This window comes from Bibersteinia trehalosi USDA-ARS-USMARC-188 (assembly GCF_000521725.1).
Lineage (GTDB): Bacteria > Pseudomonadota > Gammaproteobacteria > Enterobacterales > Pasteurellaceae > Bibersteinia > Bibersteinia trehalosi.
Genome location: NZ_CP006954.1, coordinates 94,156 through 113,834 on the forward strand (window position 1 = coordinate 94,156; position 19,679 = coordinate 113,834).

21 protein-coding genes and 1 tRNA gene are annotated in these 19,679 nt (G+C 41.7%); 6 read left to right on the plus strand and 16 right to left on the minus strand.

Annotated elements, in window-relative coordinates:
• Nucleotides 1–174 precede the first annotated feature (174 nt).
• Nucleotides 175–2,934 carry an autotransporter outer membrane beta-barrel domain-containing protein gene (locus tag F542_RS10730; protein ID WP_025266672.1) on the plus strand — a complete coding sequence of 920 codons (2,760 nt, stop codon included), beginning with the start codon at nt 175–177 and terminating at the stop codon, nt 2,932–2,934.
• A gap of 161 nt (nt 2,935–3,095) precedes the next feature.
• Complete coding sequence (locus F542_RS00455) at nt 3,096–3,725, plus strand: glutathione S-transferase N-terminal domain-containing protein (RefSeq protein WP_015433568.1); 630 nt, start codon at nt 3,096–3,098, stop codon at nt 3,723–3,725.
• A gap of 199 nt (nt 3,726–3,924) precedes the next feature.
• Here F542_RS00455 and gntR read toward each other — a convergent pair whose 3' ends face one another.
• Both gntR and F542_RS10985 read right to left on the minus strand, forming a co-directional pair.
• Nucleotides 3,925–4,923 carry a gluconate operon transcriptional repressor GntR gene (gene gntR, locus F542_RS00460; RefSeq protein WP_015433567.1) on the minus strand — a complete coding sequence of 333 codons (999 nt, stop codon included), beginning with the start codon at nt 4,921–4,923 and terminating at the stop codon, nt 3,925–3,927.
• A gap of 18 nt (nt 4,924–4,941) precedes the next feature.
• Nucleotides 4,942–5,036: transfer RNA gene (locus F542_RS10985), tRNA-Sec, on the minus strand.
• A 66-nt stretch (nt 5,037–5,102) separates the two neighbouring features.
• Between F542_RS10985 and selA the strand changes: the two genes are divergently transcribed.
• On the plus strand, nt 5,103–6,482 hold the full coding sequence (gene selA / locus F542_RS00465; RefSeq protein ID WP_025266673.1) for an L-seryl-tRNA(Sec) selenium transferase: 1,380 nt from the start codon (nt 5,103–5,105) through the stop codon (nt 6,480–6,482).
• 60 nt (nt 6,483–6,542) lie between these two features.
• Nucleotides 6,543–7,175: a pyridoxamine 5'-phosphate oxidase gene (gene pdxH / locus F542_RS00470; protein ID WP_015433565.1), complete on the plus strand. Its 633-nt coding sequence runs from the start codon at nt 6,543–6,545 to the stop codon at nt 7,173–7,175.
• Nucleotides 7,176–7,224: 49 nt separating this feature from the next.
• On the opposite strand, the gene fumC is transcribed toward pdxH, so the two are convergent.
• Together fumC and dprA are read right to left on the minus strand one after the other, a co-directional pair.
• The gene (fumC, locus tag F542_RS00475) at nt 7,225–8,619 is read right to left on the minus strand and encodes a class II fumarate hydratase (RefSeq protein WP_015433564.1); all 1,395 of its coding nucleotides are present in this window, start codon (nt 8,617–8,619) and stop codon (nt 7,225–7,227) included.
• A 112-nt stretch (nt 8,620–8,731) separates the two neighbouring features.
• Nucleotides 8,732–9,847, minus strand: a complete 1,116-nt coding sequence (gene dprA / locus F542_RS00480; RefSeq protein ID WP_025266674.1) for a DNA-processing protein DprA — start codon at nt 9,845–9,847, stop codon at nt 8,732–8,734.
• A gap of 120 nt (nt 9,848–9,967) precedes the next feature.
• Between dprA and def the strand changes: the two genes are divergently transcribed.
• Nucleotides 9,968–10,480: a peptide deformylase gene (gene def, locus F542_RS00485; RefSeq protein WP_025266675.1), complete on the plus strand. Its 513-nt coding sequence runs from the start codon at nt 9,968–9,970 to the stop codon at nt 10,478–10,480.
• 40 nt (nt 10,481–10,520) lie between these two features.
• On the opposite strand, the gene crp is transcribed toward def, so the two are convergent.
• From crp to F542_RS00525, 8 genes are all read right to left on the minus strand, one after another.
• Nucleotides 10,521–11,195, minus strand: a complete 675-nt coding sequence (gene crp, locus F542_RS00490; RefSeq protein WP_025266676.1) for a cAMP-activated global transcriptional regulator CRP — start codon at nt 11,193–11,195, stop codon at nt 10,521–10,523.
• 85 nt (nt 11,196–11,280) lie between these two features.
• A complete protein-coding gene (gene ccmI / locus F542_RS00495; protein WP_025266677.1) occupies nt 11,281–12,174 on the minus strand; it encodes a c-type cytochrome biogenesis protein CcmI in 894 nt (297 codons plus the stop codon).
• Nucleotide 12,175: 1 nt separating this feature from the next.
• A complete protein-coding gene (locus F542_RS00500; RefSeq protein WP_038443040.1) occupies nt 12,176–12,637 on the minus strand; it encodes a cytochrome c-type biogenesis protein in 462 nt (153 codons plus the stop codon).
• A gap of 1 nt (nt 12,638) precedes the next feature.
• Complete coding sequence (locus F542_RS00505) at nt 12,639–13,184, minus strand: DsbE family thiol:disulfide interchange protein (protein ID WP_025266679.1); 546 nt, start codon at nt 13,182–13,184, stop codon at nt 12,639–12,641.
• A gap of 74 nt (nt 13,185–13,258) precedes the next feature.
• Nucleotides 13,259–13,564 carry a DUF5389 family protein gene (locus F542_RS00510; RefSeq protein ID WP_407636809.1) on the minus strand — a complete coding sequence of 102 codons (306 nt, stop codon included), beginning with the start codon at nt 13,562–13,564 and terminating at the stop codon, nt 13,259–13,261.
• Nucleotides 13,565–13,566: 2 nt separating this feature from the next.
• Nucleotides 13,567–14,460 (minus strand): site-specific tyrosine recombinase XerD, encoded by an 894-nt coding sequence (gene xerD, locus F542_RS00515; protein ID WP_015433555.1) that lies wholly within the window; start codon nt 14,458–14,460, stop codon nt 13,567–13,569.
• 120 nt (nt 14,461–14,580) lie between these two features.
• Nucleotides 14,581–15,126 (minus strand): NADPH-dependent FMN reductase, encoded by a 546-nt coding sequence (locus tag F542_RS00520; RefSeq protein ID WP_015433554.1) that lies wholly within the window; start codon nt 15,124–15,126, stop codon nt 14,581–14,583.
• 67 nt (nt 15,127–15,193) lie between these two features.
• The gene (locus F542_RS00525) at nt 15,194–15,883 is read right to left on the minus strand and encodes a pirin family protein (protein ID WP_025266681.1); all 690 of its coding nucleotides are present in this window, start codon (nt 15,881–15,883) and stop codon (nt 15,194–15,196) included.
• Nucleotides 15,884–15,985: 102 nt separating this feature from the next.
• Here F542_RS00525 and F542_RS00530 point away from each other — a divergent pair, with 102 nt between their 5' ends.
• Nucleotides 15,986–16,858, plus strand: coding sequence for a LysR family transcriptional regulator (locus F542_RS00530; RefSeq protein WP_025266682.1), 873 nt, complete (start codon nt 15,986–15,988; stop codon nt 16,856–16,858).
• Between the two features lie 10 nt (nt 16,859–16,868).
• Here F542_RS00530 and murI read toward each other — a convergent pair whose 3' ends face one another.
• The 4 genes from murI to udp form a co-directional block, all read right to left on the minus strand.
• Nucleotides 16,869–17,657, minus strand: coding sequence for a glutamate racemase (murI, locus tag F542_RS00535; protein WP_015433551.1), 789 nt, complete (start codon nt 17,655–17,657; stop codon nt 16,869–16,871).
• A complete protein-coding gene (locus tag F542_RS00540; RefSeq protein ID WP_025266683.1) occupies nt 17,632–18,132 on the minus strand; it encodes a chorismate--pyruvate lyase family protein in 501 nt (166 codons plus the stop codon). The genes murI and F542_RS00540 overlap by 26 nt, the downstream gene beginning before the upstream one ends.
• A gap of 3 nt (nt 18,133–18,135) precedes the next feature.
• The gene (locus F542_RS00545; RefSeq protein ID WP_025266684.1) at nt 18,136–18,729 is read right to left on the minus strand and encodes an SGNH/GDSL hydrolase family protein; all 594 of its coding nucleotides are present in this window, start codon (nt 18,727–18,729) and stop codon (nt 18,136–18,138) included.
• A gap of 113 nt (nt 18,730–18,842) precedes the next feature.
• Complete coding sequence (udp, locus tag F542_RS00550) at nt 18,843–19,604, minus strand: uridine phosphorylase (protein WP_025266685.1); 762 nt, start codon at nt 19,602–19,604, stop codon at nt 18,843–18,845.
• Nucleotides 19,605–19,679 lie beyond the last annotated feature (75 nt).

The following is a 19,679-nucleotide window of genomic DNA, read 5'->3' on the forward strand; positions in this document are numbered from 1 at the left end:
CGGTAAATTTTGGCTGAAATTTTGCAAAAATTTGTTAGAATTTGACCGCTTGTTTTTATTTAACGAGTGAGTAGAAATGAATCGTTGCTGGTGCATTTGAGGAACGAAACCGTATTAAACGAGATAGTGCCTCTAAGGGATTATTGTATTTATTCTTAAATTGAAGGAAATGCTATGAAAAGGTCATTAAAATTAACGCCTATTGCGATGTTGTTAGTCTATGCAGGCTTTTCTAATTTGGCGAGCGCAGAAACCTGCGAGCATACTGTGACAGAAGGTTTTTTATTAAAAGATCAGACTGTTTTACGTAATTATTGTACATATGATTTATCGGGCACAAATACGGAAGATCCCGAAATTGAGTTAAGAAATACGAATGCAACCTTTAATCACGTGACTATTTTGGGTGATGGGGAGAAAAGATCTAAGAGGTATTGGCGATTTGGTGGAAATATAGATCTCTTTTCGGCAAGTGAAAATTCTTCAGTGATTTTTAATAATGCAACTTTAGAATTAAATACATTATCTAATAATCTAAATAACCTTTTAAATGTAGATAATTCAACATTAACACTGAATAATAGTAATGTCACACATACTTCTTCGAAACATGCAAAAATTTTATATGCGGATAATGCTGCAACAGTTAATATTAATGATAGTATTTTAAAATCATCTATCACGGATGAAGAAAGTTCGAATTTCTATTCGAATGTTGTTCAAATTAATGGACTTAATCGCTCTACCATCAATATTTCTAATTCAACATTATCATCAAATAATGATGCAGGCTTCATTTATTTGAATGGTTCTGAATTAAATGTTGTTTCATCTAATCTTTCCCATGTTAAAAATATTGCCAGTACATCTTCTTTTTTTACGAGTTTAGTGAGTTTAATAAACTCAACAATGTTATTAAAAGACAGCCAATTAATAAGTGAGAAGGGCGATGCTTTATTTTCTATGACGAATGCGACTATTTCTGTAGATAATTCAACTTTATCTGTTAGTAATAGAACTAATTCTATTCTTTTTGGTGAAGGTGATGGTCAGAATAATATTACTATTAGAAATAGCCATTTAAGTGCAGATACTGCAATTTCTTCGTTTGATGGGCGATTTAATACAGGGTTAAATGTTCAAATTGAAAACAGTACTGTAAATACTAAAGCTTTTAGAAAGGAAGGGTTTTGGAATAATGCAGAAGAAAATCAATTAATCGCCAGAAATTCGACATTAATTGGTTATATTCATGACAGAAAAATGGCGGTAACATTAAACGATTCTACATGGAAGTATTCTTCAGATTATTCTGGAAAAGTTAAAGATTTATCTGGGGCAAATTCTACTGTAGAAGTAGATAAAGCAAGTTATTTTTCAACTTTAACTATTGATGGAAATCTGAGTGGGAATTTGCATTTTGGGCTAAATACAGATATTGCTTCACAGCGAGGTGATAAAATTGTTGTTAATGGCTCATCGAGTGGTGAACATACTTTAACAGTGAAAGATTCGGGTAATGAGCCAAAAACATCTGGTGGAAAAGTTACTTTGGTTGAAACTAAAGACGGTATCGCAAATTTTGCTTTAAAAGATAGAGAATTTGTTGATGCGGGTGCTTATCGGTATTTTCTGAATAAAGATGGGACTAATTGGGTACTTTCTAATAGAATTGAGCCAATATCTGAAGTTCAGCCAGAACCTGAGGTGGTCATTACCGAGCCAGAAGTTCAACCAGAACCAGAAGTAGTTATTACCGAGCCAGAAGTTCAGCCAGAACCTGAAGTAGTTATTACCGAGCCAGAAGTTCAGCCAGAGCCTGAAGTAGTTATTACCGAGCCAGAAGTTAAGCCAGAACCTGAAGTAGTTATTACCGAGCCAGAAGTTCAGCCAGAACTTGAGGTGGTCATTACTGAGCCAGAAGTTCAGCTAGAGCCACAGATCGAGCAGCCAATTCCTGAAACATCTGCAGAAGAAACGGTTTCGCCAGTAGTAGTGGTTACTCCTGTTGTGCCTGCAATTGTAGAAATAGCGACTGACAACGTGCCAACCGAACAGCCAGCAATGAAAGCATTAAGTGAAAAATCGAATGCACTGGTTTCCCTACGTCAAGCACAAGGTTTATTGATTAGCCAAAATTTACAAGGTGTTCATCAGCGTTTAGGTGAACTAAAAAATGAGCAAGCTAATAGTGTTTGGGTGAAAAATATCAATGGTCGCCATAAAGCGAAATCACAAGCCGTTTCGGCTGATAGCCGTTCATCGGGCTTTGAAATGGATTATCACAATTTGCAAATTGGTGCAGATCGTGCGGTATCCGAGAATGTTCGCTTAGGTGGATTTGTTGGTTCAAGTCGTGCTGATGTGGATTTCAATGGTGAATATGGCAAAGGCAAATTGCGTTCGCAAGCAGTCGGTTTATACGCTACTTTTGCAAATGCTGATGGCTGGTATGTGGACAATGTTGTGAAGTATGAGCGTTTAACTTCTCAAGCAAGTGAAAAACGCAAATATCACGCAGTTAGCTTATCTAATGAAATTGGTAAACGTATGATCTTTGGGCAGAACTGGACACTGACGCCACAAGCTCAACTGTCTTATCACACCATTGCAGGCAAAGATGATGAAAAACGTTTAAATCTGTTTACGGCTCGAACTGGTTTTCGTTTAGCAAAAGGCTTTGAATTTGCCAATGGCTGGGTGGTACAACCTTATGCGGAAGTGAATGGTATTGCTGAAAGAAGTAATAATGCAAAAGTGCGTGTGAATCAGTATCTGTTTGATGTGCCAGAAAGCAAGGGCAGATTGCAAGCGGCTCTGGGGCTGAATGCTGGTAACGGATCGCATCGTATTGGTATCGAAGTAGTGCAAACCTATGGTAATCAGGTTCGTCAGCTATTGGCGGCGATAGTGAACTATCGTTATCAGTGGTAGGTTTAATAAAAAGTAGCTTTAGCCTATTAAGATAACTCGGCGTTACTCCAAAAAAGAAGTGTAAAGATGTGATGTTCGTTGATCTGCACCTTTTTGTTTTATAGCAATAAAATGCCCGATTTACACCGCTTAGAAATTTTCTCACTTCTGAGGTAATAACTATGAAACTCTGGTACTCCACCACTAGCCCGTTTGTGCGTAAAGTGCGGGCGGTGGCATATTTTCACGGCTTAGAGAATCAAATTGAATTACTGCAAACCACCAAAGCATTTGCGTTGGATTCTGGGCAGAATGCGGTTAATCCGTTAGGGAAAATCCCAGCACTGCAACGAGATAATGGCAAATGGCTGTTTGATAGTTCGCTGATTGCGGAATACTTGGACGATTTAGGTGTGCAAAATGGCAGCCAATCTCTGTTTCCACAGGGTGAAGATCGTTGGGATTGGCTGAATCTGTATAAACTCGCAGAGGGTATTTTGGAAAATGCTACTGCCTTGATGTTGCCAGAAAAAATGTTTCGCCCTGAGAATGAGTGGTGGACAGCACGCCACAAGCAGGTGGTAGAGCGTAATGAACGTTCGTTAAATATGGTATGGGCAGCGGTGCAAGCGGTTGGTTTTGAGCTGAATATTGCCACGCTTTATGTGGTTTGTTTAGTGGATTTTTTGAATTTCCGCTTTGAAGCTTGTGGTTCGGCAAATTATTCTGCCTTAGCGAAATTATCCGACTGGGCGATAGAGATGAATAGTCGTTATTCGTGTTTAGCACAAACCAAGCCGTATATGGCGTGATTTATGACAAGCGGTTAAATTTTTATGAAAGGGGATGTAGATAACGACTAAAACCTCTATTTAGGTTAAGATAACCCAATGAGAAAAAGTCGACTAAGTCAGTACAAACCAAATATACTCATCGAGCTGTTTCTTGGGTAAATTTAACCGCTTGTATTGAGCAATAGGTTTTATCAAAGATTTTGAGGCATGCCGTTTCCTAGATGCTCTCCCCTAAATGAATTTGATAACCCAGATTGATAATGGCACTTTGCTGTGGGATACCATGAATACGATCTAATAATTCTTGAGCCGCAGTTCTACCAATTGCCAAACGAGGAGTAATCACACTGGCTAGTTGTGGCGTAAGCGATTGCCCTACATCGTGCCCGTGAAAGCCCGCAATCTTTATCTGTGTTGGCACGGCAATGCCTAAGCGTTGGCACTCAAATAATGCCCCGATTGCCAAATCGTCATTGGTGCAAAAAATGCCATCTATTTGCGGAAATTGTTGTAACGCTTGTTTAAGTTGAGCTGCCCCCAGCGTGAAAGAAGAGTGCTGTTCTGTGGTAATGCTATTAGGGGTTAAGCCGTGTTTTCGCATCGCTTGCTCATACCCTTGCATTTTCAGTTTAGAACGTTTATCCATTCTCGCCCCGAAATAGACCACCTGCCGACAACCACGACTGATCATCGTCTCTACCATTGCTTGTGCAGCAGAAATGTTGTCAAAACCTACCGCTTGTTGAATACCGCCTTCACCGCTTTCCATAATTTCAATCACAGGAATGTTTGCCACTTCCAACATTTTCAGTGTACGAGGCGTATGATGGTTTTCCGACAAAATAATCCCGTCAATGTTGTAAGAAAGCAGTGATTCAATCCGCTGTTCTTCCTTCTCTTCACTATACCCATAGTGAGCAAGCATCGTCTGATAACCTGCTTTATCGGTAATTTGCTCAATCCCTTTAATCACATCAGCAAAAACTTGGTTAGTCAGCGAAGGCACTAACACCCCAATAGCACGGCTTTTGGCATTAGAGAGAATATCTGGCGCACGGTTTGGGATATAACCAAATTGCTCAATGGCGGTAGCGATTTTTTCACCGGTTTCTTTAGCAACTGTGTTGGGATTACGTAGATAGCGGCTCACCGTCATTTTGGTAATGCCGAGATGTGTCGCAATATCTTGTAGCGTTGGGCGTTTTGGTTTATTCATGAGAATGGATTATTTGATTGGCGGAAGGCAATGGGAGTTGAACCCACCCAAGAACGCTGGCGTCCTTAACAGGATTTGAAGTCCTGCCGCATCACCGGATACGACTACCTTCCGAAAAAGTGGCGATATTGTAGCGAATTGATTAGAATTAGCCAAATTTTTCTTAAGTAAAATCACCCATGAATACGCTTTTCCGCCAACTGCCTTCCATTGATAAACTGCTTAATAGCGAACAAGCCAAACAGCTTATTGCTCAATTTGGACATACTGCTTTTGTTCATCAAGCTCGCACATTGTTAGAACAAGCCAGAACCTATATCCAGCAAACGCAAACCCTGCCAGATTGGCTGGAACAAGCGGTGTTTTTTGGCAAAATTTCTGCAAATTTAGACCGCTTGCAATCGGTGCAGATGAAGAAAGTATTCAATCTCACAGGGACAGTATTGCATACCAACTTAGGACGTGGGTTATGGTCGGAAAAGGCGATACAGGCAGCAACTAACGCAATGCGAAATAATGTGGCATTGGAATTTGATATTGAAGCAGGCAAACGCTCGCACCGAGACAACTACATTTCCGAGTTGTTGCAAATACTTACCGGAGCGGAAGCCGCTTGCATTGTGAATAATAATGCGGCGGCAGTGTTGTTGATGTTAGCAACCTTCGCACAAGGCAAGGAAGTCATCGTTTCCCGTGGTGAGCTGGTGGAAATTGGCGGGGCATTTCGCATTCCGGATATTATGGCTCAAGCTGGTTGCAAATTGGTGGAAGTTGGTACGACTAATCGCACTCATTTAAAGGATTATCGCAACGCGATCACCGAAAATACCGCCTTTTTAATGAAAGTTCACACCAGCAACTACCACATTCAAGGTTTTACCAGTTCGGTGTCGGAAGAGGAGTTGGTGGCTCTCGGCAAAGAATTTAATCTGCCGGTGATTACCGACTTAGGTAGCGGTTCGCTGACCGATATGCAAGCCCTTAATTTGCCTGCTGAGCCAATGGTTCAGCAAAAGGTGGCAGCAGGGGTAGATTTGGTTTCCTTCTCGGGCGATAAATTATTAGGCGGGCCGCAAGCCGGCATTATTGTCGGTAGCCAAGCGATGATTAGCCAACTGCAACAACACCCGCTGAAACGGGTGCTACGTTGTGATAAAGTGATTTTATCGGCACTTGAGGCAACGCTACGCCACTACTTATTTCCGGAGCAATTAACCGATAACTTGCCGACTCTTCATTTACTCACTCAACCGCTTGAAACCTTGCAACACAAAGCAGAGCGATTAAAACAGGCACTACACAAGCGGTTAAATTCTGCTTATATTTTGCAAATTGAGCCAAGCTTCGCCCAAATTGGCAGTGGTGCGTTACCCACAGAAACCTTACCTTCGGTGGCAGTGACTATTTCCGCTGAAAAACAGAGTGATTTAATTGCATTGGAACAACAATTTAAAACCTACCCAAACCCGATTATCGGGCGTTTCGCTCAGCAGAAATTTTGGTTGGATTTACGCTCGGTCGCGGAGTTTGATAAATTGATTGAGATGTTGGGATATTAATTTTGGTAGGAACAGACGCTGTGCCTGTCCGATTATTTAGAATAAGATAAAGGAATCCTTATGGATCTACACCACATTCGAGAAGACTACACCAAAAAAGTGCTTTCAATCCAAGATTGTCACCCAAACCCAATTACCCAATTTGAACAATGGTTGAGTGAGGCAATCAATGCCAAAATGAATGAGCCGACAGCAATGAATATTGCTACTGTTGCAGCAAACGGGCGACCAAGTAGCCGAATGGTGCTGTTGAAAGAGGTAAATTCACAAGGCTTTGTGTTCTTTACCAATTATCAAAGCCGTAAAGGGCGGGAAATTGCCGATAATCCGTTTGGCTGTTTAACCTTCTTTTGGGCGGAATTACAACGCCAAGTGCGGATTGAAGGGAAAATAGCAAAAATTCCGGCAGTAGAATCCGATGCCTATTTTGACTCACGTCCTTACACCAGCCGTTTGGGAGCTTGGGCGAGCGAGCAGAGTCAGCCTATCGAAAACTATAAGGCTTTGTTGCTAAAATCAGCCCAACTTGCGCTGAAATATCCGCTTTCAGTGCCTCGTCCACCACATTGGGGTGGTTATATTCTGATTCCAGACAGCATTGAATTTTGGCAAGGCAGAAGTAGCCGGCTACACGACCGTATTCATTATTGGTTGGAAAATAATGAGTGGAAAAAAGAGCGGTTATCGCCATAGTGATAAAATGCCCTATCAGCTGATAGGGCATTACAATTTTTTGGGGGAATTATTTTAAGCTACCCACCATATCTTCTGGGCGTACCCATTCATCGAATTGTTCTGCAGTTAATAGACCTAAATTAATCGCTTCTTCTTTTAGGGTTGTACCATTTTTATGTGCAGTTTTCGCAATTTTTGCGGCGTTTTCGTAGCCAATATGCGTATTTAACGCGGTAACCAGCATTAATGATTGCTCTAATTGCTGTTTAATGCGAGGGTGATTTGGTTCTATACCAATCGCACAGTGTTCATCAAATGAGATACACGCATCGGCTAAAAGCTGTGCAGATTGTAAGAAGTTAAACGCCATCACAGGTTTATACACGTTTAATTGGAAATGACCTTGTGTGCCAGCAAAAGAAATAGTGACATCGTTTCCTAACACTTGCGCACAGACCATAGTCATTGCTTCACACTGTGTTGGGTTTACTTTGCCAGGCATAATTGATGAGCCAGGTTCGTTTTCAGGGATTAAAATCTCACCAATACCAGAGCGCGGTCCCGATGCTAATAAGCGCACATCGTTGGCAATTTTGTAGAGTGAAACGGCAAGCTGTTTTAATGCGCCGTGGGTTTCTACTACTGCATCGTGAGTCGCCAAGGCTTCAAATTTATTTTGTGCAGTAACAAATGGTAAGCCAGTAAATTTGGCAATATAGTCTGCTACTTTGACATCATAGCCTTTTGGCGTGTTTAAACCTGTACCTACAGCTGTGCCGCCTAATGCTAATTCTGCCAAATGCGGTAGTGTGTTTTCTAAGGCCTTAATCCCAAAGGATAATTGTGCAGCATAAGCAGAGAATTCTTGCCCAAGTGTTAATGGTGTTGCATCCATTAAGTGGGTACGTCCAATTTTGACTACATCTTTAAAGGCTTCTGCTTTCTCACTTAAGGTTTTTTGTAAGCGTTTTACTGCTGGAAGGGTATGCTCAACCACTTTTTTATAAGCAGCAATATGCATTGCGGTTGGGTAGGTATCGTTAGAAGATTGGGATTTATTCACATCATCATTCGGATGGATAATTGATTTTTCGCCTAATTTACCGCCATTAAGTACGTGAGCGCGGTTAGAAACAACTTCGTTCACATTCATATTAGATTGCGTGCCTGAACCTGTTTGCCAAATAACGAGAGGGAATTGGTCATCTAATTGATTCGCCAAAATTTCGTCACAGGCTTGCGCAATAAGATCGCGTTTTTCTTGGCTTAATACGCCTAAATCATGGTTAGCATAAGCGGCGGCTTTTTTTAAGTATCCAAAGGCTTCAATAATCTCTTTTGGCATTGAAGCCTCAGGACCGATTTTGAAGTTGTTACGAGAACGTTCAGTTTGTGCTGCCCAGTATTTATCCGCAGGGACTTGCACTTCACCCATGGTGTCTTTTTCGATACGGAATGCCATTGTTTACTCCTCAATTAACAAAAATAATTGCCCAAATAGTAGCACTGCCAAAGATTGAAAGAAATGTTAAAGCGCTTTTATTGAGGGCTTTTTTCTATTTTTGTGATATGGATCATATTCTCGTATAGCCTCCAGTGGTTTGTTTAATAATGCCGAGCAATTCTAAATTAAGTAATTCCACCAAAACGCTCGCAATGTCCAATTCTACCGCTTTGGCTAAATCATCAGCGCTAATTGGGTTGAGTGTTATTTGGGCAAAAATAGCGGCTTGGCAAGCGGTCAATTCGGGGATATTTTTTGCAAAATTTTGTGGTTTTTGTAGCGCTTGTTTGGTTTCTAGTTCAAATAATTCGCCTTGTTGTGGTTGGTATTGCCAAGCGATCGCTTCTAAAATATCTTGTATGTTATCGACAAGTATTGCACCGTCTTTAATCAATTTATGGCAACCTGCGGCATAGGGGTTTTGGAGGGTATTGGGAATGGCGAAGACCTCTCGCCCTTGTTCGAGTGCATAGCGTGCAGTGATAAGTGAGCCACTATTTAAAGCTGCTTCTACTACTAATGTACCGAGCGATAAGCCACTGATAATACGGTTGCGGCGCGGAAAGTTTTCAGCAAGTGGCGGCTGTTTTGGAAAAAACTCTGAAACTAGCGCTCCGCCTGTTTCAACAATTTTTTCAGCAAGCTTGCGATGACGTGCAGGGTATAGGCAATTTAAACCAGAACCTAATACCGCGATGGTTATGCCGCCTTCATCAATTGTTCGTTGATGGCAGAAGCCATCAATCCCAATAGCTAAGCCGCTGGTTATTGCAAAATGATGTTTGACTAATTCCGCAGAAAAATGCTCAGCCCAATATTCGCCGTAATGTGAGTAATTACGGCTGCCAACAATGGCAATTTGTGGCAAAGAGAGGCTTTCAATGTTACCGTGTACGAATAAGATGGGTGGTGCAGTTGCAATCTGTTTTAGTAAGAAAGGATAATTTTCATCAAATAACGTTAAAATATGGCAATCGGCATGTTCTGCCCAGCGTAATGCATCTTCCTGCCAACGTTGTTCTGGGTGAAACCAGCGTTGGATTTGTTTTTCATTCCAGCCTATTTGGCGCAGTTGCGTTTTATCAAATTGGCAGAAGGTGGCAAAATCGATTTCCGTGAGTAAGCGATTGATTTTTTGCGCGCCAAGCTGGGGGATTTGTAATAACGTTAAAAGTTTTTCGAGCATGTTTCCTCCAGAAAGCTATCAATAAACCTTAAGAAAAGTCAGGTATTTTTTCCATAATCATAAGAAAACCGTTAGAATAGCCAAACCTTAAATTGTAAATTTGGGAGAAAGATCACAAAAATGGCAGTTTTAGACGTATTAATTTACCCTGAAGCGAATCTGGCAAAAGTCTGCGAGCCAGTTGAAATAGTGGATGCAGCGTTAAATCAATTTATCGATGATATGTTCAATACTATGTACGATCACGAAGGCATTGGACTTGCCGCACCGCAAGTGAATGTCTTAAAACGAGTGATTACGATTGATATTGAAGGCGATAAAACCAATCAAATCGTGCTCATTAACCCTGAGATTTTAGAATCAAGTGGTGAAACGGGCATTGAAGAGGGGTGCTTATCTATTCCTGGTTGCAGAGCTTTAGTACCACGTAAAGAAAAGGTGAAGGTAAAGGCATTAAACCGTCAAGGTGAGGAATTTGTGTTAGATGCGGATGGGTTGTTAGCAATCTGCATTCAGCATGAAATTGATCATTTAAACGGTGTGTTGTTTGTCGATCATATTTCAACGTTGAAGCGCCAGCGGGTAAAAGAGAAAATGTTGAAGCTGAAAAAGCAAATTGCGCGAGCAAAATAATAAATAAGGCTAAATAGGACGTGCTATTTAGCCTTATCTTTTAACGTGTGCCATACACTACAATAGTTTTACCATGAGCAGAAATTAAGCCTTCGTCTTCTAATAGTTTCAACACTCGACCAACCGTTTCGCGTGAGCATCCTACCATTTGTCCAATTTCTTGTCGGGTAATTTTAATTTGCATTCCTTGTGGATGTGTCATTGCATCAGGCAATTTCGCTAAATTCAGTAGCGTTTGTGCAATTCTACCCGTAACATCAAGGAAGGCTAAATTGCTCACTTGGCGAGAAGTCATACGTAAGCGCCGTGCCATTTGAGCAGAGAGATACATCAAAATATCTGGATTTAAATGCACCAGCTGTTTGAATTTTTTATAAGAAATTTCAGCAATTTCGCAATCACATTTAGTGCGTACCCAAGCGGTGCGTTGTTGAGCTTTTTCTTCAAACAAGAGTAGCTCACCCACAAACTCGCCTTGTCCTAAGTTTGTCAGTAGCATTTCTTTGCCGTCATCATCTTTTACAAAAACGGAAACGGCACCTTTCACAATATAGAATAGAGATTCTGCTGAATCCCCAGCGTTAATCAATGTGTGTTTAGTTTGATAACGGTGAATGTGACAATGACTCAAAAACCACTCGACAGCCGGATCGTGGATGGAAGGAGGAGGAGTGAGATTTTCGAGTTGTGCTGTCGAGATTGAAACATCTTTCATAACATTTTGTTTGGGTATGTAAATATAAGGAAATTCTAACATATACGCTGGAATTGCTAAAGCAAGGCCAGCGTTTCTTATGGCTTTATTTTTCAGCGTCTTGCGATTCTTTTAGCATTGATAAGGCAGATTTCATGCTTCGCTCTAACGTTTGTTTACGAGGATCATCATCTGAAACAAATTTCAGCATCATTCCCCATGTCATCGCGGCCATTTTGTAGTCTTCTTGCTCAAAATAGTAGAAGGCAATCATACTTAAAGCATCTAGATTTGTATGATCAGTGCGTAAGATTTTTTTCAGCACTTCCATGCCTTGCTCTTTGTCTTTTGGATCGGCAGAGAACATCAATACCTGTGCATAGCTTAAGTTGTATTGCATATTTTCAGGTTGTAAGTTTACCGCTTTAGCAAAGCTATCTAATGCTAATTGCCCATTTTCCGTTGCCATACCCAGTTGTCCAAGCATAAACCAGTTAGCATGGTCGCTTGGATTTTTCTGTAATTCTACGCGTAACGCCGTAGCAAATTGGTTCATTTCAGCCTCAGAAAGTGGATTGGCTTCTTCTTGCTTAATACGCTCAAAAAAGTAGTTTAATTTTTGATGGCTCATATCTAACATGTTGCCGCTAAACCATGAACCAACGCTTAAATAAGAGCCAATACTCGCTGTAGTGACTAATAATATCAGTGCGATAAACCAGCCTTTACCAAAGCGGTTGTGTGCCACCAAGGTTGGTTCTGCTGTTTCAGGAATATCATCAAGCAAACTTTGTTGTAGTTCTTGCTTGGTGCGCTCAGGATCATCAATGACACCTTCGTTTGCTTCCTGTTCGACTTCTTTTAAGCGATCAAAATAAAATGCTTTGTTTAAACTATCCCGCTTATTATCCTTGCGAGCAACGTGTTTGGTTAGCAAAGGGTAAAAAGCGATAGTACTTACTATCAGTGTAACCAACGCAATTAAAATCCAAAAACTCATACTATTGTTTCTCTTTTAAAATTTCTGCTAAGCGTGCTTGATCAAGCGTTTTTGCATTTTTTTCTGCAATTTCACCCGCTTGTTGAGCTGTTTTGCGGCGGCGGAACAAGACAGCAAAGCCCAATAAGATAAGCGCGAGAGGCATCACCCATAAGAAAATTGTTGCAGGGGTTAATGGCGGATCGTAGGTAACGAAGTTGCCATAACGTTCAATCATGTAATCAACCACTTCATTTTTGCTTTTACCTTGTTTAAGTAACTCCAAGGTTTTATTGCGCATATCGGTCGCGATGGTTGCATTAGAATCGGCAATATTATTATTCTGGCACTGTGGGCAGCGCAATTCTTGAATTAATGCGCGATAATCCGATTCTTGCTGTGGCGTATCAAATTGTTGAACCTCAATTGGGGCTGCAAAAACCGCAGGAGCCAATCCACAAAGTAAAATTAATGTTTTTTTCATCTTATTGTGTCTGTAATTTCTGATAAATTGGTTGTAGAACCTCTTGCCACACTTTTTCATTCACATCACCGGCATGGCGGTAGTGAATGATACCATTGCCATCAATAACAAAGGTTTCTGGCGCGCCATAAACACCTAAATCTAGGCCTAATGCGCCCTTTGGATCGTAAATAATCGCTTTATACGGATCACCATAGCTGGCAAGGAATTTGAGTGCTTTGGTGCGTTCATCTTTATAATCGACACCAACAATTTCTACGCCTTGTTTTGCCAACACGGTTAAATACTGATGCTCTGCGTAGCAGGTTGGACACCAAGTTGCCCACACGTTGAGTAATCTGGGTTTACCTGTTTTTACTACATCGGCAGTGAGTATTTGTTTTTCATCTAGCACACTTTCAAGCTGGAAATTTGGCATGCTTTTGCCAACCAATGCGGATTCTAGCGCTTTAGGATCGTGTCCATTTGCATTCCAATTTAATTGCACGACAAAAGCAACGACTAAAGTAAGAAACGCAATTAATGGGAGAAAAAGTTTTTTATTCATTATGGCTCCGAAAAAAGATAACAAATTCTAGCATATTCCATCTGCCGATAAATCGACGCGGATCAAGCCAATGATTAAAAATAGCTAACAATGTGCCAGAGTAAAGCGTAAAAAGTGAGAAAACCGAGTGCAAGTAACAGCTTTGCGAGAGCAGGTTGTACGCGGTGTAACTTAAATAAAAGAGCCGCAATGAACAGCAGAGCAAGCGGATAGATCCAAAACACGATGGAGAAAAAATTAATTTGCTCAGCACTTAAATCTGGGTGGTGCGAAAAATGTGGTGATAAAAACCATGCGAGTGGAAATAGTGCCGATGGCAGGCAAAACAGCGCTAAAGCCCAGCTAAATTTAGAAAAGCCTTTTTGCATTTCTGATTGCATTTTTAACCCCTTGGATGAAATTGTTGATGAATAGATTTTAAACGCGCTTTGGCGACATGGGTATAAATTTGTGTAGTGGAAAGATCGCTATGCCCTAGCAACATTTGCACCACACGCAAATCCGCACCATGATTGACCAAATGGGTCGCGAAGGCGTGGCGTAAAACGTGGGGAGAGAGTTTATCAGAGTCAATCCCAGCTAGCACGGCATAATGTTTAATTCTGTGCCAAAAGGTTTGGCGAGTCATCTCCACACCACGTTTACTTGGAAACACTACATCAGATTGTTTGTGATTAAGCAATAATGGGCGCGCGTAATTGAAAAATTCTGTAATCCAATACACCGCTTCTTCTCCCATTGGTACCAACCGTTCTTTATCGCCTTTCCCGATTACGCGTACCACACCTTGCCTTAGGCTTAGATTTTCTAGCGTTAGTGAGGTCAGCTCGGTAACTCGCAGCCCCGTTGCATAGAGTAATTCCAGCATGGCTTTATCACGCAGCTCAATTGGGTCGAGAGTGTTTGGTGTATCCAGCAAATCTTGCACCTGATCTTCACTCAAAGATTTTGGTAAACGCGCGGCTTTCTTGGGGGATGAAAGTAGCGCGGCAGGATCATCTGAACGGTAGTTTTCTAAATAAAGAAAACGAAAAAACTTGCGTAAACAACTTAGCATCCGCGCTGAGCTACTTGCTTTATAGCCCTGCATTAAGCGTTCGCCTAAAAAGGTTTGTAAATCTACCTTATCCAGCGTTAAAAATGCACGAGGCTCGGATAGCCATTGACTAAAACTCTCCAAGTCTAAACGGTAGGAAGCCACAGTATTGTCTGACAAACCGTGTTCCTGCCACAGGGTATCAAGGAATTGTTCAATAATTGGATCAAGCGGTTTCATACAAGCGGTGCAAATTTAAGAAAATTTTGCAAATTCTAGCATTGATTGCCCAAAAGCAAACGGCTGAATTTGCAAATTTTTTCGCAAATTCAGCCGCTTACTTGGTGACACTATAGCGTATTAAAATTTCGCAACAAATTCCGCATAGGCATTGATAAAGCCTTCAAGCGTTGCTTTTGCCGGTTCAGAAACCAGTTCGCCTTGTTCATTAAACGCACCAGCAAAAATACCACCAATATTGGCAGCAAATGGCAGGACTGGCATATTAATATAAGCGCCAGCTGCAATAGTGCGAAGTGCGTCGGTCACTCGTGGGCTGCCGCTGGCACTTACGCTCATTAAGGCTAGTGGTTTGCCAATCCATTGGCTTTGTCCAGCTGGACGAGAAATCACATCAATGGCATTTTTTAGCATGGCAGAATAACCGCCATTATGTTCAGGGCTAACCCACATAACACCATCGGCATGTTTTATCGCTTCACGTACGCGGTTATAGGCGGGAATATCTTGGCTTTCTAAATCACGGTCATAAAGGGGTAAATCACCGATTTCTACAATGTTTAATTGCAGTGAAGTTGGCGCGATTTTTTGTAAATGTTTCACCGCGAGATGATTAAATGAAGTTTGGCTTGCAGAGCCGATAAGTACAGCGATTTGTTTACTCATGTTAATGTCCTTTTAAAAAGAAATGTGAGGGGATATATAGCATGCCCCTACGGAAAAGTTAATGTATTTATACCAAGTCAAATAATAGAAATTCTACAGTTTCACTATTTTCAATTGATAATGTTGCTTGTTGGCTAATACCCACGGCATCTCCTGCAAAAAGCAGATGGTCTTCCACTAAAAGAGAGCCTTTCACGACTTGTAGCCAGTAACGGCGGGTTGGATCAAGCGCTAGATTTTCGCCATTTTTTTGCAAAAATTGATAACGCCATAACTTCATATCTTGGTAAACCTTAAACGAGCCTTGCTCTGCATTTGGTGACAAAATTAAAGTCGCGCCTTGTTTTTCGGCAAAGCTGCCTTGGCTATACCTCGGTGTAATCCCTTTGGTATGAGGCATAATCCAGATTTGGTAAAGATGTAGTGTTTCTTGCGCATCGGGGTTAAATTCAGAATGGTAGATGCCTGTACCTGCCGACATAATCTGAAATTCGCCCGCTTTTACTTCAGTTTGATTCCCCATGCTGTCTTTATGTGCCACACGTCCATTTAATACATAGGTTAAAATTTCCATATCTTTGTGTGGGTGCATGCCAAAGCCCATGCTTGGCGCGATGTAGTCATCATTAATCACTCTGAGATGAGAAAAGTGCATATGCTTTGGGTCGTAATAATCAGCGAATGAAAAGGTGTGCCAGCTTTCTAGCCAACCATGATTTGCATATCCTCGTTCATTGGCTTTTCTTATTTGTAACATCATACTATTCCTGTTTTGTTTGAATATTTGCATTGTAATTGAAAACAAAAATGCAACAAGATACAATTTTTCAAACATATTTTGCAGAAATAGAAAGATAAGATGGAAAACATTAGTCTTGATGATATGCGGCTGTTTGTTGCGGTGGTACAGGCTGGGAGCTTAAGTCATGCTCAAGAGCTGACCAATGTGCCTGTCTCCAAACTAAGCCGTCGTTTAACCCGCTTGGAACTCGCTTTAGGCACAAAATTAATGAGTCGAGGTAAGAAAGGTATTACTTTAAATGAAGTGGGTGAACGCTTTTTTCTGCAGGCACAAACCATGTTACAACAGGCGCAATTTGCCATAGAAAGTGTGCAAAATAGCCTGCAAAATCCGCAAGGATTGCTGAGAATTTCTGTGGCGGCGGATATTTTTCATCGTCTTATTGAGCCCCATTTAAGTACCTTTTTAGCGCGCTATCCTGATGTAAATTTGGAGCTTAATTTAAGCCAGCAGAAAATAAACATGATTCAAGATGGCATTGATTTAGCCGTGCGAGCGGGGACGATTGATAATGATAATGTGGTCGCAAAAGCATGGCTGACAATGCAGTTTGGTTTATTTGCTAGTGAGGAATATTTGGCCTGCCATGGCATGCCAGAAAGCCCGAATGAACTTTATCGGCATCAAATTATTAGCCAGATGCATACGTTGCCATGGCGTTTTAGCCAAGAGAATCGAACGGTAGAAATTGCTCCAGTGAGCCGCGTGAGTTGTAATGATTTTGAGTTGGTTGCATGCCAAATTCGGCAAGGTAATGGGCTCGGCATTTTGCCAATGCCTCGCCTTGATGAGCATTCGGATTTGGTACGCTTATTGCCAGACTGGCAATTGCCAAGCGTGCCAATTTCGTTAATCTATTATAAAAATCGAGGCGCTGTACCAACAATTCGCTGTTTTGTGGAGTTTTTGCAGGAGATTTTGTTTGATTAATGCAGAGGTATTAATCTAAAACCTGCAATTTAGCGAAGCCCCATGTTTGCATAATCTGGTTTTGGCTTAAGAAATCTGCATCATGTGCAGTGCAAAACGCAACATTTTGCAAATTTTCTTTATTTTCAAACCGCTTGCCTTGCAAGAGTGCTTGCACGCGATGGGCAATACCGTTATTGGGATCGACAAAGAATGGCACTTTGGGTAGCAGCTGTTGCAACTCATTTTTGACTAACGGAAAGTGAGTACAGCCTAAAATGACGGTATCCAGTGTCGGATGGTGTTGCCATGCTTGCACCACGGTTTGCAAACGTGCCATATCCACTTTACCCGTGCGTTGCTTTTCTTCCACAATCTCTACTAAATCGGTCGTTCCAATTTTTTCAACTCGGCAGTCGGCTGCATATTTAGCGATGAGCTCATCCACATAGGGGCGAGAGACAGTGCCTTTTGTTGCGAGTAAGCCGATCGTTTTGGTTTGTGAAATTTGTGCAGCCGGTTTAATTGCCGGCACGGTGCCTACTATGGGAAGATCAAACGTTTGCCGTAAGGCAGGTAATACTACGGTACTGGCGGTATTACACGCGACAACGACCAGATCAAGCGGGTATTTTTGCGCAATTTTTTGCACAATCTCGACTGCACGAGCAATCAGCACCTTTTCTGGTTTTTCTGAATAAGGGAAATAAGCATTATCAAAGCAATAGAGATAATGTGCGCTTGGTAGCACCTGGCGGAGTGCGTCATAGATGGTCAGCCCGCCCATACCTGAATCATACAGCAGAATGGTTGGTTTCATAGGTAAATGGAAAATCTTTTAAGAAAAGTTCTTTAATTTCAATTGGATAGCCCTTTAAAAGAAGCTCTGAACGACGGGCATACAAGCTGTTTTTACGCTGCCATTCGAGACTAATCCGTTTAGGATTTTGTGGAAATAGCCATAAACCAATAGCTTTCTCTCCCAGCGTTAATACTGGCTGAGCAACATTATCAATGGTTGCTTGCGGCAAAATAGTTTGAGCAAAGATCCACTCGGTTGTACCGCATTTTAGCACAACCTCCCGCACCCAGCAGAGTCCCCGTTGTGCAATGTGTTGCCAGCCTTCCTGCAGCACTTCTACCTGAAAACAGTGGCAAATGCCTTGTAGTTTTTCGGTAAGTGAACTGGTATGCAGCAACCATTTCGCCACCTCTACAGGCAGATTATTCTTGTGCTGTTGCCATGCAGGGCACGATAGTAGCGAACGATATAGGCGTAAATCTTGTGGTGACATAGATTATAAATACTGGCTTAAGATAGCAGCAAGTTTTTCATAGCCTTGCTCAGTAAAGTGTAAACCATCATGGCAGAGCGCAAGATCAAGTTTGCCTTCTGCATTACTAAATTGTGCCCAAGTATGGATATAACCAATGTCTGGCGGGCAGTGTTCGGCAAAATAGTGATTTAGTTGCAAAATAGCGGGGTTGTCCGTTGTGGCAATATTGTTCACAGGCGTTGCTTCAAGCAGAAAATAGCGAGAATGGGGGGCGATTTGGCGTAAATTTGCCACGATCTCTTCAATCCAAGCCAATACTTGTTTAGGCGAATAATCCGGCTCTTTGACAATATCGTTCACCCCTAAAAAGATAAATACGGTTTTACCCAGCGAGCGAATGCGCTGAGGTTTGATAATTACATCAAGATATTGGCGGGTACTTGTGCCGGAAAGCCCCAGATTTGCTACCGATTGCCCGTTTAAAGGTGGTGTACCGGCTGGCATATCGCTCCACATATCAAATAGCGAATGCCCAATAAGGGAAACCTCTGCCTGTTTTTCAAATTCAGCTTGTTTACTTTGATAACGCTGGAAAATAGCTTGATCGGTGAGCATAGTTGCACCTTGTAATGGAAATGAACATTCAGATCATAACAAACAAGCGGTCAATTTTGCAGAAAAAATTGCAAAATTGACCGCTTGTTTGCTTTTTTTATTTTAGCTTGAGATTATTCGCTTGCCAATTTTCCTGCCGCTTCAACGACAACAGTGACAGCTTTGTCTTCTGTATCTTTCATCGTTTCTTCATTCGGGATTTCTTGTTGTGTACGATTAACGATCACACCTGCAACCATACCCGCTTTTAAGCCTAGGGCAGAACACATAGTAAATAAGGTGGCAGATTCCATTTCAAAGTTCATTACACCCAACTCTTGCCACTGTTTGAGTGAGCCTTGGAAACGGCGGGTAACGCGACCCGTATAAGTGTCGTAACGTTCTTGACCAGGGTAGAAAGTGTCACTTGAGGCGGTAATGCCCACATAAGGTTTGACACCGTGTTTTTGTGCCGCATCAAACAGCGTTGTAGTGCAGTGGAAATCAGCTACCGCAGGGAATTCTAACGGAGCAAAGTGTTGGCTCGCGCCGTCAAGCCGCACCGCACCAGTGGTAATGAGAATATCGCCAACATTAATATGCTCTTGGATTGCGCCTGTAGTGCCGATACGTAAGAAGGTGCGAATACCCAATTGCGCAAGCTCTTCAACGCAGATAGAAACTGATGGACCACCGATACCTGTTGAACAGACCACAATCGGCTTGCCATTAACATAACCTAGCCATGAGGTAAATTCACGGGTAGAGACTAAAAATTCTGGATTATCCATCTTAGCGGCGATACGTTCGCTTCTTGCAGGATCACCTGGGACGATGGCAACAGTAGCGCCTTTTAACATCGCTTTAGTTAGGCCTAAGTGAAATACTTCTGACATTTTTAACTCCTTAATTGAGTGATGACTTGCGTTGAGATTGTCGCAATACAAGCGGTGAATAAGCAATGATTTTTT